16 protein-coding genes and 1 pseudogene are annotated in these 15,306 nt (G+C 68.6%); 13 read left to right on the top strand and 4 right to left on the bottom strand.

Features of this window, described 5'->3' with window-relative positions:
- Positions 1-86: 86 nt before the first annotated feature.
- The 9 genes from hemL to ABZ906_RS43970 all read left to right on the top strand — a co-directional run bounded on the left by hemL (position 87) and on the right by ABZ906_RS43970 (position 9,576).
- Positions 87-1,421, top strand: coding sequence for a glutamate-1-semialdehyde 2,1-aminomutase (gene hemL / locus ABZ906_RS44010; protein WP_361199486.1), 1,335 nt, complete (start codon positions 87-89; stop codon positions 1,419-1,421).
- Positions 1,418-2,101, top strand: coding sequence for a histidine phosphatase family protein (locus ABZ906_RS44005; protein WP_361392806.1), 684 nt, complete (start codon positions 1,418-1,420; stop codon positions 2,099-2,101). Before hemL ends, ABZ906_RS44005 begins: the two co-directional genes overlap by 4 nt.
- Positions 2,102-2,330: 229 nt before the next feature.
- Positions 2,331-3,560, top strand: a complete 1,230-nt coding sequence (locus tag ABZ906_RS44000) for a hypothetical protein (RefSeq protein ID WP_361392804.1) — start codon at positions 2,331-2,333, stop codon at positions 3,558-3,560.
- Positions 3,561-3,626: 66 nt separating this feature from the next.
- Positions 3,627-4,256 carry a TlpA disulfide reductase family protein gene (locus tag ABZ906_RS43995; RefSeq protein ID WP_361199495.1) on the top strand — a complete coding sequence of 210 codons (630 nt, stop codon included), beginning with the start codon at positions 3,627-3,629 and terminating at the stop codon, positions 4,254-4,256.
- Positions 4,257-4,266: 10 nt separating this feature from the next.
- Positions 4,267-5,031 carry a cytochrome c biogenesis protein CcdA gene (locus ABZ906_RS43990; RefSeq protein WP_361199647.1) on the top strand — a complete coding sequence of 255 codons (765 nt, stop codon included), beginning with the start codon at positions 4,267-4,269 and terminating at the stop codon, positions 5,029-5,031.
- A gap of 3 nt (positions 5,032-5,034) precedes the next feature.
- Positions 5,035-6,822: a cytochrome c biogenesis protein ResB gene (locus ABZ906_RS43985; RefSeq protein WP_361392802.1), complete on the top strand. Its 1,788-nt coding sequence runs from the start codon at positions 5,035-5,037 to the stop codon at positions 6,820-6,822.
- A complete protein-coding gene (ccsB, locus tag ABZ906_RS43980; RefSeq protein ID WP_361199502.1) occupies positions 6,819-7,925 on the top strand; it encodes a c-type cytochrome biogenesis protein CcsB in 1,107 nt (368 codons plus the stop codon). Before ABZ906_RS43985 ends, ccsB begins: the two co-directional genes overlap by 4 nt.
- Positions 7,926-8,014: 89 nt before the next feature.
- The gene (locus tag ABZ906_RS43975; protein WP_361392800.1) at positions 8,015-8,650 is read left to right on the top strand and encodes an RNA polymerase sigma factor; all 636 of its coding nucleotides are present in this window, start codon (positions 8,015-8,017) and stop codon (positions 8,648-8,650) included.
- Positions 8,647-9,576 carry a CU044_5270 family protein gene (locus ABZ906_RS43970; RefSeq protein ID WP_361392798.1) on the top strand — a complete coding sequence of 310 codons (930 nt, stop codon included), beginning with the start codon at positions 8,647-8,649 and terminating at the stop codon, positions 9,574-9,576. The genes ABZ906_RS43975 and ABZ906_RS43970 overlap by 4 nt, the downstream gene beginning before the upstream one ends.
- Positions 9,577-9,623: 47 nt before the next feature.
- On the opposite strand, the pseudogene ABZ906_RS43965 reads toward ABZ906_RS43970, so the two are convergent.
- Positions 9,624-9,770: pseudogene (locus ABZ906_RS43965) on the bottom strand (nucleoside deaminase); the annotation flags it as partial.
- A 122-nt stretch (positions 9,771-9,892) separates the two neighbouring features.
- Between ABZ906_RS43965 and ABZ906_RS43960 the strand changes: the two are divergent.
- Positions 9,893-10,819, top strand: a complete 927-nt coding sequence (locus tag ABZ906_RS43960) for a DMT family transporter (RefSeq protein ID WP_361199511.1) — start codon at positions 9,893-9,895, stop codon at positions 10,817-10,819.
- On the opposite strand, the gene ABZ906_RS43955 is transcribed toward ABZ906_RS43960, so the two are convergent.
- Together ABZ906_RS43955 and ABZ906_RS43950 are read right to left on the bottom strand one after the other, a co-directional pair.
- Complete coding sequence (locus ABZ906_RS43955) at positions 10,752-11,675, bottom strand: LysR family transcriptional regulator (protein WP_361392796.1); 924 nt, start codon at positions 11,673-11,675, stop codon at positions 10,752-10,754. The two genes, ABZ906_RS43960 and ABZ906_RS43955, sit on opposite strands and share 68 nt — an antisense overlap.
- 2 nt (positions 11,676-11,677) lie before the next feature.
- On the bottom strand, positions 11,678-12,001 hold the full coding sequence (locus ABZ906_RS43950; protein ID WP_361199517.1) for a PLD nuclease N-terminal domain-containing protein: 324 nt from the start codon (positions 11,999-12,001) through the stop codon (positions 11,678-11,680).
- An 89-nt stretch (positions 12,002-12,090) separates the two neighbouring features.
- Here ABZ906_RS43950 and ABZ906_RS43945 point away from each other — a divergent pair, with 89 nt between their 5' ends.
- Genes ABZ906_RS43945 through ABZ906_RS43935 form a run of 3 tightly spaced genes read left to right on the top strand, consistent with a single transcriptional unit; the run spans position 12,091 to position 15,164 of the window.
- Positions 12,091-13,548, top strand: coding sequence for a menaquinone biosynthesis decarboxylase (locus tag ABZ906_RS43945; RefSeq protein ID WP_361199520.1), 1,458 nt, complete (start codon positions 12,091-12,093; stop codon positions 13,546-13,548).
- 2 nt (positions 13,549-13,550) lie between these two features.
- Positions 13,551-14,474, top strand: a complete 924-nt coding sequence (gene mqnP, locus ABZ906_RS43940; protein WP_361392794.1) for a menaquinone biosynthesis prenyltransferase MqnP — start codon at positions 13,551-13,553, stop codon at positions 14,472-14,474.
- 9 nt (positions 14,475-14,483) lie between these two features.
- The gene (locus ABZ906_RS43935) at positions 14,484-15,164 is read left to right on the top strand and encodes a UbiX family flavin prenyltransferase (RefSeq protein WP_361392792.1); all 681 of its coding nucleotides are present in this window, start codon (positions 14,484-14,486) and stop codon (positions 15,162-15,164) included.
- Here the strand turns inward: ABZ906_RS43935 and ABZ906_RS43930 are convergent.
- The gene (locus tag ABZ906_RS43930) at positions 15,161-15,301 is read right to left on the bottom strand and encodes a hypothetical protein (RefSeq protein WP_361199529.1); all 141 of its coding nucleotides are present in this window, start codon (positions 15,299-15,301) and stop codon (positions 15,161-15,163) included. The genes ABZ906_RS43935 and ABZ906_RS43930 overlap by 4 nt on opposite strands.
- Positions 15,302-15,306 lie beyond the last annotated feature (5 nt).

Here is a 15,306-nt window from a genome sequence, read left to right as displayed (position 1 = left end):
CATCGTGTCAGTGACCTCCCCCACGGTCACCGGCTAAAACGTCGAGTGAAACACCTGTCCGCAGGATGTCCGAAGCCTCTGACACCATGGTTCATGTGAGCTTCCCGTATAGCGCCCCAGTTTCGCAGACTCTCTTCGACCGTGCGGCGGCCGTGACACCCGGCGGTGTGAACTCTCCCGTGCGCGCTTTCCGCGCTGTGGGCGGTACGCCCCGCTTCATGGTGTCCGGTACCGGTCCGTACCTGACGGACGCCGACGGCCGTGAGTACGTCGACCTCGTCTGCTCGTGGGGGCCGATGATCCTCGGCCACTCCCACCCCGATGTCATCGCCGCAGTTCAGGAGGCTGTCGCCCGCGGCACGTCCTTCGGTACGCCGGGCGAGGGCGAGGTCGCGCTCGCCGAGGAGATCGTCGCGCGCATCGAGCCCGTCGAGCAGGTGCGGCTGGTGTCCAGCGGCACCGAGGCGACGATGTCGGCGATCCGTCTCGCGCGCGGTTTCACCGGCCGCGCCAAGATCATCAAGTTCGCCGGGTGTTATCACGGTCACGTGGACGCGCTGCTCGCCGCGGCGGGATCCGGTCTCGCCACGTTCGGCCTTCCGGACACCCCCGGTGTCACGGGCGCCCAGGCGGGCGACACGATCGTCGTTCCGTACAACGACATCGAGGCCGTGCGCGCCGCCTTCGCGGCGAACGCCGGTGAGATCGCCTGCGTCATCACCGAGGCGTCGCCCGGCAACATGGGCGTCGTACCGCCGCTCGAAGGCTTCAACCAGAGCCTCGCGGACCTCTGCCGGGAGAACGGCGCGCTGTACATCTCGGACGAGGTGATGACCGGCTTCCGTACGTCGAAGGCGGGCTGGTTCGGCGTCGACGGCGTGCGGCCCGACCTGATGACCTTCGGCAAGGTCATGGGCGGCGGCTTCCCGGCCGCCGCGTTCGGTGGTCGTGCCGACGTCATGGAGCACCTCGCCCCGGTCGGCCCCGTCTACCAGGCGGGCACCCTGTCGGGGAACCCGGTCGCGACGGCCGCGGGCCTCGCGCAGCTGCGGCTGCTCGACGACGCGGCGTACGACAAGGTCGACATCGTTTCCGGGCAGCTGCGGGCCCTGGTGACCGACGCGCTCTCCAAGGAGGGCGTCGCGCACCGGCTGCAGAACGCGTCGAACATGTTCTCCGTGTTCTTCACCGAGCGTGAGGTGCGCAACTACGAGGACGCGAAGACGCAGGAGTCGTTCCGCTTCACCGCGTTCTTCCACTCGATGCTGTCGCAGGGCGTGTATCTGCCGCCGTCGGCCTTCGAGTCCTGGTTCGTCTCCACCGCCCATGACGAGCAGGCGATCGAGAAGATCGCCGCGGCCCTTCCCGCTGCGGCGCGCGCGGCCGCCGAAGCCACTGAGTCCACGGAGGCCACCGCATGAGCGCGGGCAGCGAGCTCACCGTCGTCCATGTGATGCGCCACGGCGAGGTGGAGAACCCGGAGGGGATCCTCTACGGGCGCCTTCCCGACTACCACCTCTCCGACCTGGGGCGGCAGATGGCCGACCGGGTCGCCGAGCACCTGGCCTCGCGTGACATCACGCACGTCGTGGCCTCGCCCCTGGACCGTGCGCAGGAGACGGCGACGCCGATCGCCAAGGAGCACGGTCTGGAGCTTGCGTCGGACGCGCGGCTCATCGAGGCGGGCAACGTCTTCGAGGGCAAGACCTTCGGCGTGGGCGACGGCGCGCTGAAGAACCCGGAGAACTGGAAGCACCTGGTCAACCCCTTCAAGCCGTCCTGGGGCGAGCCGTACGTCGAGCAGGTCGTGCGGATGATGGGCGCCCTGGACGCGGCGAAGGACGCGGCCCGCGGGCATGAGGCGGTGTGCGTCAGCCATCAGCTGCCGATCTGGATCGTGCGGAGCTTCGTGGAGAAGCGGCGCCTGTGGCACGACCCGCGCAAGCGGCAGTGCACGCTCGCCTCGCTCACGACCTTCACGTACCGCGGCGACAAGATCGTCTCGGTGGGGTACACGGAACCGGCCCGGGATCTCGTTCCGGCGCATCTCCTGGCGGGCGCGAAGCCGGTGAAGGGGAAGGCCAAGGCGTTCGGCGCATAAGCGCTCCGCTGGTATTGCCGTCGATTGTCTGCGGCGTCGTCGTGGCTGGGTGCGCAGTTCCCCGCGCCCCTTCGGGGCGCCCACGCCAGGTAATTGACCGGCGACTGTATGTCCATTCTTGGTAAAAGGCGCTAAATATGTGCGTGTTGCCAGGAACCCCCTTGTTCGTCGTGCCCTCTAACGGGGCGTCCATCGTGCATGGACGAAGGGCGCGACGAATGGGGATGGAATGCGCGACATCAGTCGCAGGGGAATGATCGGCCTCGGCGTCGGAACCGCCGCCGCCGTGGGACTCGCGGGCTGCGGCACGGGCGGCGGCAGTCAATCGGGCGGTTCCGCCGACAAGGCGGAGAACGGCAAGACCGGCGGCAAGCGTCCGGCGAAGCCGATCGGCGACGGTTCGACCTCGTACACGGGCAAGCAGCCCAATCAGCCGGGCAAGCCCGTTCCCCTCCAGCCGGGTGAGACGCCCCCGCAGTTCGTGGTCTTCTCCTGGGACGGCGCGGGCGAGGTCGGCAACGGCCTCTTCCCGCGTTTCCTCAAGCTCGCCGAGGAACACGACGCCCGCATGACGTTCTTCCTCTCCGGGCTTTATCTCCTGCCCGAGTCGAAGAAGCGGCTCTACAAGCCGCCGAACAACAAGGTCGGGGCGTCCGACATCGGTTACCTCACCGACGGTCACATAAAGGAGACGCTGAAGTACGTCCGGCAGGCCTGGCTCGAAGGCCATGAGATCGGCACGCACTTCAACGGGCACTTCTGCGCGGGCAGCGGCACGGTCGCCAACTGGACGCCCGCGCAATGGCAGAGCGAAATCGACCAGGCCACTTCGTTCGTGAAGGAATGGCGGACGAATACCGGCTGGACCGATCTGCCGTCGCTGCCTTTCGACTACGACAAGGAACTCGTCGGCGGCCGTACGCCCTGTCTGCTCGGCCAGGAGAACCTGCTGCCGACCGCGAAGAAGCTCGGCTGGCGCTACGACGCCTCGTCGTCCGGCGGCCTCCAGCGCTGGCCCCGGAAGAAGTCGGGCGTCTGGGATCTGCCGCTCCAGGCGATGCCGTTCCCCGGCCACACCTTCGAGGTCCTGTCCATGGACTACAACATCCTGGCCAACCAGTCGCAGAACTCCACGAAGGCCCCGCCGGCCAACTACCCGGGCTGGCGCAAGCAGGCCACCGAGTCCTACATAGCCGGATTCAAGCGGGCCTACGAGTCCAACCGCGCGCCGTTCTTCATCGGCAACCACTTCGAGGAGTGGAACGGCGGCATCTACATGGACGCCGTCGAGGCGGCCCTGAAGCACATCGCGGGCAAGAAGGACGTGCGCCTCGTCTCATTCCGGCAGTTCGTCGACTGGCTCGACGTCCAGGACCCGAAGGTCCTCGCCGACCTGCAGGGCCTCGAAGTCGGCCAGGCGCCCACCAGTGGCTGGAAGGGACTCGGGAAGGCCGCCTGAAATGGGACTTTCCGCAACCCCGGGGGGTGCGGAAGATCCCCGAAACAGACATGCGAAACTTTTCACATGAGTGCCGCCCGCCGAGTCCCCCGCAGCACGAACCGCAGCCGTAGCCGCAGCCGCACCGCCCTGCTGGGCGCCGGGGCCGCGGTCGCCGCGCTGACCCTGTCGGCGTGCAGCTCAGGCGGCACGTCAGGCGGCTCGGGGAACACCAACTTCGTCACCGGCTCCGACGGCATCGCCACCGCCGACAAGGGTGAGCGCCAGGACGGGCCCAAGCTCGAAGGGGACACCCTCACGGGCAAGCACCTCGACGTCGACGACTACAAGGGCAAGATCGTCGTCCTGAACGTCTGGGGCTCCTGGTGTTCGCCCTGCCGGGCCGAGGCGCCGAACTTCGCGAAGGTCTCCAAGGACCTCTCCGGCAAGGACGTGCAGTTCGTCGGGATCAACACCCGCGATCCGCAGAAGGACCCGGCGCTCGCGTTCGAGAAGGAGTGGAAGATCTCCTACCCGAGCCTGCACGACCCGATGGGCAAGCTGATGCTGCGCTTCCCCAAGGGCACGATGAACCCGAAGTTCATCCCCTCCACGATCATCCTGGACCGCGAGGGCAAGATCGCGGCCCGCTCGCAGCAGGCGCTCAACGAGAAGAACCTGCGCAAGATGATCGACCCGCTGATCGCGGAGAAGTGATTTCCCCGTGATGTCCACCCTCGCCGCCGCCGGCGAAGCGAACCAGACCGTCATGAACGGCGCGCTTCTCGTCGCGCTCCCCGTGGCACTGCTCGGCGGCCTCGTCTCCTTCTTCTCGCCGTGCGTACTGCCGCTCGTACCGGGCTATCTGTCCTACGTCACCGGAGTCGGCGGCACGGATCTCGCGGAGGCCAAACGGGGGCGGATGGCCGCGGGCGCCGGGCTCTTCGTGCTCGGCTTCACCGCCGTCTTCGTCTCCACCGGAGCGCTCTTCGGCTACGCCGGGCAGAACCTCCAGGAGTACCAGGACGTCATCACCAAGGTGCTCGGCGCACTGATGATCGTCCTCGGCATCTTCTTCATGGGGCTCATGCCGTGGCTGTCCCAGCGGGAGTTCCGCTTCCACAAGAAGCCCGCCGCCGGGCTCGCGGGCGCCCCGATACTGGGCGCGCTGTTCGCCGTCGGCTGGGCGCCCTGCGTCGGCCCGACCCTCACGTCCGTCAACGCGCTGGCCCTCGACCAGGCGAACGCGGGCCGCGGGGCCATACTGAGCGTCGCGTACTGCCTGGGGCTCGGCGTTCCGTTCATCCTCGCGGCGATCGCCTTCCGCAAGGCGCTCGGCGCGTTCAGCTGGGTCAAGAAGCATTACGTCTGGGTGATGCGCATCGGCGGCATCATGATGATCGCGACCGGACTGCTGCTTGTCACCGGCGTCTGGGACAGCATCTTGCAGCAGATGCAGGTCTGGTCCAACGGCTACACGGTGGGGATCTGATCCATGAGCAAGACCGAAGCCCCTGAAGAGCACAGCGACCTGGGCGCCGCGGGCTCCCAGCTCTCCACCGCGCCCGTCGACCGGGCCATGCCCGGATCCTTCGGCGGCAACCGCGCCCCCGGCACCGCGGGCTGGCTGGCCTGGGCGGGCCGCGAGGCCACCGGCTGGGTGCGCTGGATGTGGCGGCAGCTGACCTCGATGCGGGTCGCGCTGCTCCTCCTGCTGCTGCTCTCGCTCGGCGCGATCCCCGGCTCGCTGATCCCGCAGACCAGCATCGACGAGCTGAAGGTCCAGGACTTCAAGGCCGCGCACACCACGCTCGCGCCGATCTACGAGAAGTTCCAGCTGTTCGACGTCTACAGCTCGGTGTGGTTCTCGGCGATCTACATCCTGCTCTTCGTCTCCCTCATCGGCTGCATCGTGCCCCGCACCTGGCAGTTCGTCGGCCAGCTGCGCGGCCGTCCGCCGGGCGCGCCCAAACGGCTCGACCGGCTGCCCGCCTACACCACCTGGCGCACCGAGGCCGAGCCCGAGCAGGTCCACGAGGCCGCACTCGGGCTGCTCAAGGGCCGCCGGTTCCGTGCGGACCTCACCTCCGGCAAGGGCGGCGCCACCGCGTCCGTGGCCGCGGAGAAGGGCTACCTGCGTGAGGCGGGCAACCTCTTCTTCCACATCTCGCTGATCGTGCTCCTGGTGGCCTTCGCCGTCGGCGCCCTGTTCAAGTCCGAGGGCGGCAAGCTCGTCGTCCAGGGCGACGGGTTCGCCAACACCCTCACCCAGTACGACAACTTCAAGTCCGGCAACCTCTTCAACACCGACGACCTGGCGCCGTTCAGCTTCAAGCTGGACAGCTTCGAGTCGACGTTCGAGAGGAAGGGCCCCGAGAAGGGGACGGCCCGCACCTACCGGGCGAACGTCACCTACAGCGAGGGAATCGACGGCCCCGAGAAGAAGAAGGCCATCGAGGTCAACAAGCCGCTCGAGGTCGACGGCTCGAAGGTCTACCTCATCGGCCAGGGCTACGCGCCGACCGTCACCGTGCGCGACGGCAAGGGCAAGATCGTCAGCCGCCAGTCGACACCGCTCCTGCCGATCGACTCCAACGGCACGGCGACCGGCGCCATCAAGGTCCTCGACGGCTACCGCGACAAGAACGGCAAGAAGGAGCAGCTGGGCTTCAACGCCTTCTTCGTGCCGACGTTCGCGGGCTCCGGGCAGGGCAACATGTTCTCCCAGTTCCCCGCGCTGGACTATCCGGTGCTCGCGCTGTCCGCGTACCACGGAAGCCTCGGTGTGGACTCGGGTCTGCCGCAGAACGTGTACCAGCTGGACACCAGCAAGATGTCCAAGTTCAAGGACGCCAAGGGCGAGCTCCTGAAGCAGCGGATGGTGCCCGGCGAGACGATGAAGCTGCCGAACGGCGCAGGCTCGATCACCTTCGAGAAGGACATCAAGCGCTGGGCGACCTTCCAGATCTCCCAGCAGCCCGGCAGCATGTGGGCGCTCGTCGGGGCGATCTCCGCCATCGTCGGCCTCGCGGGGTCGCTGTTCATCCGGCGCCGCCGCGTGTGGGTGCGGGCCGTCCGGGGCGCCGACGGCGTGACCGTCGTCGAGATGGCCGGGCTCGGCCGCAGCGAGTCCGCCAAGCTGCCCGATGAGCTCGGCGACCTCGCCGCCCACCTCCACGAGAAGGCGCCGAGCGCGCCCGACGCGGACCAAGCCGGGCATGCCGGTACCGGACATGCCGATTCCACCCCCCAAGTTGTTCCTGCCGAAGGGGCTGAGAAGTGAATCTCGCCACCACCCTCGCCGCCGAACCGAACGAGAACCTCGCGCACATCAGCAATGTGCTGATCTACTCCGCGATGGCCGTCTATCTCCTGGCGTTCTTCGCGCACATGGCCGAGTGGATCCTCGGCAGCCGCAGCAAGGTCGCCCGTACGGCCGCCGCGATCACCGCGAAGACCGACACCGCCGCCAAGGCGCCCGCGGTCACCACCAAGGCGAAGGGCGGCACCGCCGTCCTGGAGCGGCCGCAGACCGCCCCCAAGGTCGTCACGCGCTCGGCCGCCGGACGCCGTGACGTGCCGGACGGCCCCGGTGCCTCGGCCGGTGACGAGAAGGGCGACCTCTACGGCCGTATCGCGGTGTCCCTCACCGTGCTCGCGTTTCTCGTCGAGTTCGGCGGTGTGCTCACCCGCGCGCTCTCGGTGCAGCGGGCGCCGTGGGGCAACATGTACGAGTTCAACCTGACGTTCTCCACGATGGCCGTCGGCGTGTACCTCGTGCTCATGGCGCTGAAGAAGAACGTCGGCTGGCTCGGCCTTCCGCTGATCACCACGGTCCTGCTCGACCTCGGCCTCGCCGTCACCGTCCTGTACACCGCGAGCGACCAGCTGGTTCCCGCCCTGCACTCGTACTGGCTGTGGATCCACGTCTCCACCGCGATCTTCTGCGGGGCCTGCTTCTACGTCGGCGGCGTCGCCACGGTGCTCTACCTCTTCCGGGACAGCTACGAGTCGAAGCTGGAGCGCGGCGGACAGCCCGGCAAGTTCGCCACCTCCGTCATGGAGCGGCTGCCGGCCGCGGCCTCGCTCGACAAGTTCGGCTACCGCGTGAACGCCGCGGTCTTCCCGCTGTGGACGTTCACGATCATCGCGGGCGCGATCTGGGCCGGCGACGCGTGGGGCCGCTACTGGGGCTGGGACCCCAAGGAGGTCTGGTCCTTCATCACCTGGGTCGCCTTCGCCTGCTACCTGCACGCGCGCGCCACCGCCGGCTGGAAGGGCCGCAAGGCCGCCTACCTGGCCCTGATCGCCTTCGGCTGCTGGCTGTTCAACTACTACGGCGTGAACATCTTCGTCACCGGCAAGCACTCGTACGCGGGCGTCTGACGCTCCGAGCGTGCGGCTTCCGAGGCCGGTTCCCATGACCTGGAAAAGGGTCGGGAACCGGCCTTCGTCGTACGGACAGGTAAGAGGGCGTGGAGACGAATCAGGGGGAACCTCAGGCACACCCGAGAGCGCTGCGCGTCCGCATCAGGGACGGCGACGCCAACGCCTTCGGTGAGCTCTTCGACGCGTACGCGCGCTCCGTCTACAACCACGCCTACCGCCTCACGGGGGACTGGGCGGCGGCGGAGGACATGGTGTCGCTCACCTTCCTGGAGGCGTGGCGGCTGCGGGGCAGGCTCGACGCGGACGGCGGTTCGCTGCGGCCGTGGCTGCTCGGCGTCGCCACGAACGTGACCCGCAACGCGCGCCGCGCCGCCCGGCGGCACGCGGCCGCGGTCGCGCGCCTTCCGCGCCAGGAGACCGTGGCGGACTTCGCCGACGAGGTCGCCGGGCGCATCGACGACAAGGAGCAGCTCGCCCTCGTACGAGCGGCCCTCGCGACCCTGCGGCGCGGTGAGCGTGAGGTCCTTGCCCTGTGCGTGTGGTCGGGGCTCGGCTACGCGGCGGCGGCCGAGGCGCTCGGGGTGCCGGTCGGGACCGTACGCTCGCGTCTTTCGCGGGCGCGGACAAAACTCGCGAAACATATGGAACCGCCTGCCGGGCGCGGACAGATGAGAGATGACCGCACTTCCGCGGTCGGGCCCGTCAGGGAGGGAAACCGATGAGTGAATTTCGTGAGCGTGACCTTCCGCCGGGCCGTCATCACCTGCTCAGGGAGCACCTGTTGACCGAGATCCGGCAAAGCGAGAAGCAGTCCCAGAAGTCTCAGCGGCGTTGGTTCCGTCCCGCGCTCATCGCGGGAGCCGTCGCCGCCGCCGTCGCGGCGGGCGTCATCGTCGCCTCGCCGTTCGGCGGCCAGTCCGCTCAAGCGGCGCCTTCGGCGGAGACCGTGCGGATGCTGAAGGAGATCGCCGCGGCGGCCGAGCGGCAGCCCGTGCAGAAGGACATCCGGGACGACCAGTTCGTCTACATCAGGAGCAAGGGCGGCTATCTGGGGGTGGGCGGGGACGGACCGGCCAAGCTCGATCCCGTGCACCCGCGCGAGTTCTGGCAGTCGGTGGACGGCAGGCACGGGGACGTGATCCATGAGCCGCTGCACGATCTCGACATGGAGCGATTCGATCCCGACATCGGGCCGGGGGAGCCGCTGCCCGAATCGGCGACCAACTACCGCAACCTGGAGAAGCTGCCGACCGACCCCGTCAACATGCTGGACTGGCTCCACAAGGTGAGCGAGGGCGGCGAGAGCGAGGACCAGAACACCTTCGTGCTGGTCGGCGATCTCTCGCTGGAGTCCCTGATGCCGCCGAAGCAAGCGGCCGCCCTCTACCTCGCCGCGGCGAAGATCCCCGGCGTCAAGCTGATCGACGACGTGACCGACGCCGACGGGCGGCACGGAGTCGCGATCGCCCGGGAGAACGACGGCGAGCGCCAGGAGCTGATCTTCGACAAGGAGACCAAGCAGTTCCTCGGCGAACGCCAGGTCGCGACCGAGGACACACAGGGCTTCGAGAAGGGCGACGTGGTCGGCCGCAGCGCCGTCCTGGAGCGGGTCGTCGTGGACAAGGCGGGCAAGCGCCCGCGCGACTAACCACGAGCCACGAGAGGCGCGACGCCTGCCCAACGCAGACGTCGCGCTCAGCCCCCGCCACCTCCGCCCGCACCGCCCCCCTCGAAGCCGATGTCCTCGTGCCACAACTCCGGCCGCGCCGCGATGAAGTCCCCCATCATCGCCGCGCACGCGGGATCATCCAGGACCAAAATCTCCACGCCGTACTCCGACAGGGTGCCCCAACCGGGCCCCCTGAGCTCTCGTCAGGGCTTATCGTCCCCGTCGATGGCCCCATCGGCAGGACGCCCCACTGGCTCGTGGACCAGCGCATACGTCCGCTCGTAGCTTCTTGGGCATGACCTCAGAGAACAAGGGCACGGCCCAGCTCACCGCAGCGATGGTGCTCTCCGGCACCCTCGGGATCTTCGTCGTCGAGTCGGGCGCGTCGGCCTTCAACGTCGTGTTCTTCCGCGTCCTGTTCGGCGCCATCGCGCTCGGCGCCTACGCCTTCGCCCGCGGCTACTTCCGCAATCACGGCATCACCCCGAAGAAGGCCGGACTCGCCGCGCTGGGCGGGGCGTTCATCGTCTTCAACTGGGTGTTCCTCTTCAAGGCGTACGAGGAGACGTCGATCTCGCTGGCGACCGTCGTCTACCACACGCAGCCGTTCCTGCTCGTGCTGCTCAGCGCGGTCATCTTCCGCGAGCGCCTGACGAAGCATCAACTGATGTGGCTCGGTACCGCGTTCGCCGGGCTGATCCTCGTCTCCGGGGTGCGCCCGGGCGATCTCGGCTCGCTCACCGGCATCGGCTTCGCGCTCCTGGCCGCGCTGCTCTACGGCCTCTCCACCCTCGTCACCAAGCGCATCACGGGCGTACGGCCCCACCTCATCGCCCTGATCCAGGTCGTCGTCGGCATCCCGCTCCTGCTGCCCTTCGCGAACTTCGGCGCGATGAGCGGGGCCGGCGCGGGCTGGGGCTGGCTCGTCGGACTCGGTGTCATCCACACCGGCCTGATGTACGTCCTGATGTACGCGGCGTACGCGAAGCTGCCCACCGCCAAGATCGCCGTACTCGCCTTCACCTACCCGGCGGTCGCGATGGTCGCCGACTGGGCCGTCTACGGACACCACATCGGCCTCGTCCAGGCCCTCGGCGTACCGCTGATCGTCCTGGCCAGCCTGAAGGTCAACCGCGCCAAGTCGCCCAAGGTGATCACTGGTTCGCAGGCTCCCGCGTCTCCGCTGCCTGCTCCCGCACCAGCCGTACGGACTGCTCGATGAAGAGCCGCACATGGGCGGGCAGCCGCTTGCCCGCCCGCCACGCGAGCTGTGTGTGCAGGACGAACGGCGGCTCCCACGGCAGCGCCACGAGCACCCCCGAAGCCATCTCCTCCCGCACAGCCATCCGCGGCAAAAGCGCCACCCCGAGGCCACCGGCGACTCCTCGCTTGGTGGCCTCGATCGTGCCGAACTCCATGAACGGCGGCGGTGCGCCGTTGCGCTCGCGCAGCTCGTCCTCGAACAGATCCCGGTAGGGGCACCCCGGCTCCGTGCCGACCAGCTGCACCGCCGCCAGATCGCCGGTGGCGAGCGAGTCCGCCCCGTGCCCGGTCAGCGGATGCGTCGGCGCGCAGACCAGGACCAGCGGCTCCTCGGCGAGCACCTCGGTCTCCAAGCCCGCGTGCTCGGTCTCCCGCTCCATCAGGAACCCGACGTCGTACGTGCCCTGCCGCAGCGCCTGGCGCGTCTCGTCGCCCAGGGTGGGGCGCAGGGAGAGCTGCACCCCGGGGTAGCGGTGGTGGAAGAGTTCGAGCAGCGGGGGCAGGCGGTAGGAGGTCAGCGACTCCATCGTGCCGACGGCGATCGCGCCGGCGGGCTCGTCGGCACCGACGACGGCGGCCCGCGCTTCGTCCGTGAGCTCGATGATCTGCCGGGCGTAGGGGAGCAGGCGCTCACCGGACTCCGTCAGGCGGATGTGGCTGCCGAGCCGGTCGAAGAGCTCCGTGCCCAGGGAGGACTCCAGGGCGCGGATCTGGCTGGTGACGCTGGACTGCGCGTACTTCAGCTCGGCCGCGGCCTGCGTGAAGCTGAGTACGGACGCGACTTTTTCGAAGGTGACGAGCAGCCGCAGTTCCATGATCAGCCCTCCGTGCCCTTGTCACGCTTCTTCTCGTCCGGGTCCTCGTCCCTGAGGGACTTCAGGAACTCGGGATTGTCGTCCGGTGCCACCCACTGTCCGCCGCGCCCGGCCCGCGGGCCACCTCCGGCGGCGGACGTCTTGCGTTCCTTGCCGGTGACGAACCAGGCGATCGGGCCGAGCAGGACCTCGCCGAAGAGCAGCACGATGATGACCCAGACCACCTTCGGCAGATGCCTGATCTCCTTCTCCGGAGTGTTCAGGACATCGATGAAGGCGTAGATCCACACGGCCAGGACCAGCAGGAAAGGCAGATACCTGAGCATGGTTGCGCGATTCCCCAAGCGACGAAGGAAGGGCGGCGTACGGGCCCCGGTGACCCGGCCAGGGTAGCCGGTGACCGATACTGGAACGCATGGCTTATGACGATCTTCGCTCCCTGCTCCGAGCACTGGAGCGCGAGGGCGATCTCAAGCGCATCAAGGCCGAGGTCGATCCGTACCTGGAGGTCGGCGAGATCACCGACCGGGTGCAGAAGTCCGGCGGCCCCGCGCTCCTCTTCGAGAACGTCAAGGGCTCCGCGATGCCCCTGGCCATGAACGTGTACGGGACGGACCGGCGCCTGCTCAAGGCGCTCGGCCTGAAGTCGTACGCCGAGATCAGCGACAAGATCGGCGGCCTCCTCAAGCCGGAGTTGCCGCACGGCTTCGTCGGTGTCCGCGAGGCCTTCGGGAAGCTCGGCGCGATGACGCACGTACCGCCGAAGAAGGTGAAGTCCGACAACGCGCCCGTGCAGGAGGTCGTCCTCACCGGCGACGACGTCGACCTGGAGAAGCTGCCCGCGCTGTTCACCTGGCCCGAGGACGGCGGCTCCTTCTTCAACCTGGGCCTGACCCACACCAAGGACCCGGACACCGGGGTGCGCAACCTCGGCCTGTACCGCCTCCAGCGCCACGACAAGCGCACCATCGGCATGCACTGGCAGATCCACAAGGACAGCCGCAACCACTACCAGGTGGCCGCCCGCAGGGGCGAGAAGCTTCCCGTCGCGATCGCCTTCGGCTGTCCGCCCGCCGTGACGTACGCGTCGACCGCGCCGCTGCCGGGCGACATGGACGAGTACATGCTGGCCGGGTTCATCCAGGGCAAGCGCGTGGAGATGGTCGACTGCAAGACGGTCCCGCTCCAGGTCCCGGCGCACGCCGAGGTCGTCATCGAGGGCTGGCTTGAGCCGGGCGAGATGCTGCCGGAGGGTCCCTTCGGCGACCACACCGGTTTCTACACGCCGCAGGAGCCGTTCCCCGCGCTGAAGATCGACTGCGTGACGATGCGGAAGCGTCCGCTGCTCCAGTCGATCGTGGTGGGCCGCCCGCCGACGGAGGACGGCCCGCTGGGCCGCGCGACGGAGAGGTTCTTCCTCCCCCTCCTCAAGGTGATCGTCCCGGACATCGTCGACTACCACCTGCCGGAGTCGGGCGGCTTCCACAACTGCGCGATCGTCTCGATCGACAAGAAGTACCCGAAGCACGCGCAGAAGGTCATGCACGCCATCTGGGGCGCGCACATGATGTCCCTGACGAAACTGATCGTGGTCGTGGACAAGGACTGTGACGTCCACGACCTGCACGAAGTGTCCTGGCGCGCGCTCGGCAACACCGACTACGCACGCGACCTGACGGTGGCCGAAGGTCCCGTCGACCACCTCGACCACGCCTCCTATCAGCAGTTCTGGGGCGGCAAGGCGGGCATCGACGCGACGAAGAAGCTGCCCGAAGAGGGATACACCCGGGACGGGGGCTGGCCGAACATGGTCGAGTCCGACCCGGAGACGGCGTCGAAGGTCGACCGCCGCTGGAAGGAGTACGGGCTCTAAAGATGAGTGCTGATTCAGCCACCTCGGACCTCCTGGGTCCCGAGCCCGCCCCGCCCGGCAAGGTCAAGGCGTTCCTGCGTCTCGTGATGATCGAGCACTCGGTCTTCGCGCTGCCCTTCGCCTACATCGCCGCGCTGACCGCGATGTTCCAGCTGGACGAGAACATCCACTGGGGGCGGCTGCTCCTGGTCACGGTCTGCATGGTCGGCCTGCGTACGTTCGCCATGGCCGCGAACCGCATCATCGACCGGGAGATCGACGCCCGTAACCCGAGGACCGCGCACCGCGAGCTCGTCACGGGCGCCGTCTCGGTGAAGTCGGCCTGGACCGGCGCGCTGATCGCGCTCGTCGTGTTCCTGGGCGCCGCCGCCCTGCTCAACCCGCTGTGTCTGGCGCTCGCGCCCGTCGCGGTGGTCCCGATGGTCGTCTATCCCTACGGCAAGCGGTTCACGAACTTCCCGCAGGCGATCCTGGGCCTCGCCCAGGCCATAGGGCCCATCGGCGCCTGGATCGCGATCACCGGCGAGTGGTCCTGGCAGGCGGTCATCCTCGGCCTCGCGGTCGGCGTCTGGATCGGCGGCTTCGACCTGATCTACGCCTGCCAGGACGTGGAGACGGACCGCGAGGTCGGCGTGAAGTCGGTCCCCGCCCGGTTCGGCATCCCGGCGGCCATCTGGGGCGCGCGCGGCTGCCATCTGGTGACCACCGCGCTCTTCGTCTGGTACGCCGCCGACACCGGCGCGGGCCCGTTCCTCTGGCTCGGCCTCGCGATCGTGGCGGGCGCGTTCGTCTACGAGCACTCCCTCGTGAAGCCGCACGATCTCTCCCGGCTCAATCGCGCCTTCTTCCAGGTCAACGGCTTCATCGGCATCGCGCTCTTCGTCTGCGCGCTGCTCGATCTGCTGGTGCGCGGCCTGACCGTCTAGGCTCACAGCGTGAAGCCAGGAGATACGCAGCGTAAGCCTTGGATCGTGGGGGTGTCGGGGGCCTCGGGGACCCCCTATGCCGCCGCCGTGCTGCGGGCGCTGCTCGCGGCGGGGGAGAGCGTGGACCTGGTGGTCTCGCGGGCCTCGCGTCTGACGATCCTGGACGAGACGGGCATCGCCTTCCGGGACGCGCACTGGCAGGAGGACCTGCGGGAGTGGCTCGGGCGCGGTGCCGACGGGAAGCCGGAGACGTTCGACGTCGCGGTGGACGACGTGCGGTACTGGGCGGCCGGGGATCTGGCGGCCGGGCCCTCGTCGGGGTCGTACGCGACCAAGGGGATGCTGATCGTGCCCGCGTCCACGGCGTGCGTGGCCGGGGTGGCGCTCGGGCTCTCGAAGGATCTGCTGCAACGGTCGGCGAGCGTGACGCTCAAGGAAGGCCGGCAGCTGGTGGTCTGCGTCCGTGAGACACCGCTCAACGGGCAGACGCTGAAGCACTTGGTGACGCTGGACGAGGCGGGCGCAACCGTGCTGCCCGCCTCACCGGCGTTCTACGCGGGGGCGACGCACATCCAGGATCTGGTGGACTTCGTCGCCGGGCGGACGCTCGACGCGGCAGGGGTGCCGCACCGGCTGTACCGCCGCTGGGAGGGAGAGCTCGGTTCGGGCTCTGCCGCTCCGGGGGATTAGCGCTTCTTGGCGGCGTGCTTCGTGCGTCGCTCGGCCGTCGGCGCGGTGGGCTTGTGGGCACGCGAGCGGTTGGCCAGGTCCTGCAGCTCGCGCATCCGGGCGTAGGCCATCTCGATCGAGTACACGGTGTGACTCACTCCTG

The organism is Streptomyces sp. NPDC046925 (assembly GCF_040644915.1).
In the GTDB taxonomy this organism is placed as follows: Bacteria; Actinomycetota; Actinomycetes; order Streptomycetales; family Streptomycetaceae; genus Streptomyces.
This window is presented reverse-complemented; position numbering and strand designations above follow the sequence as displayed.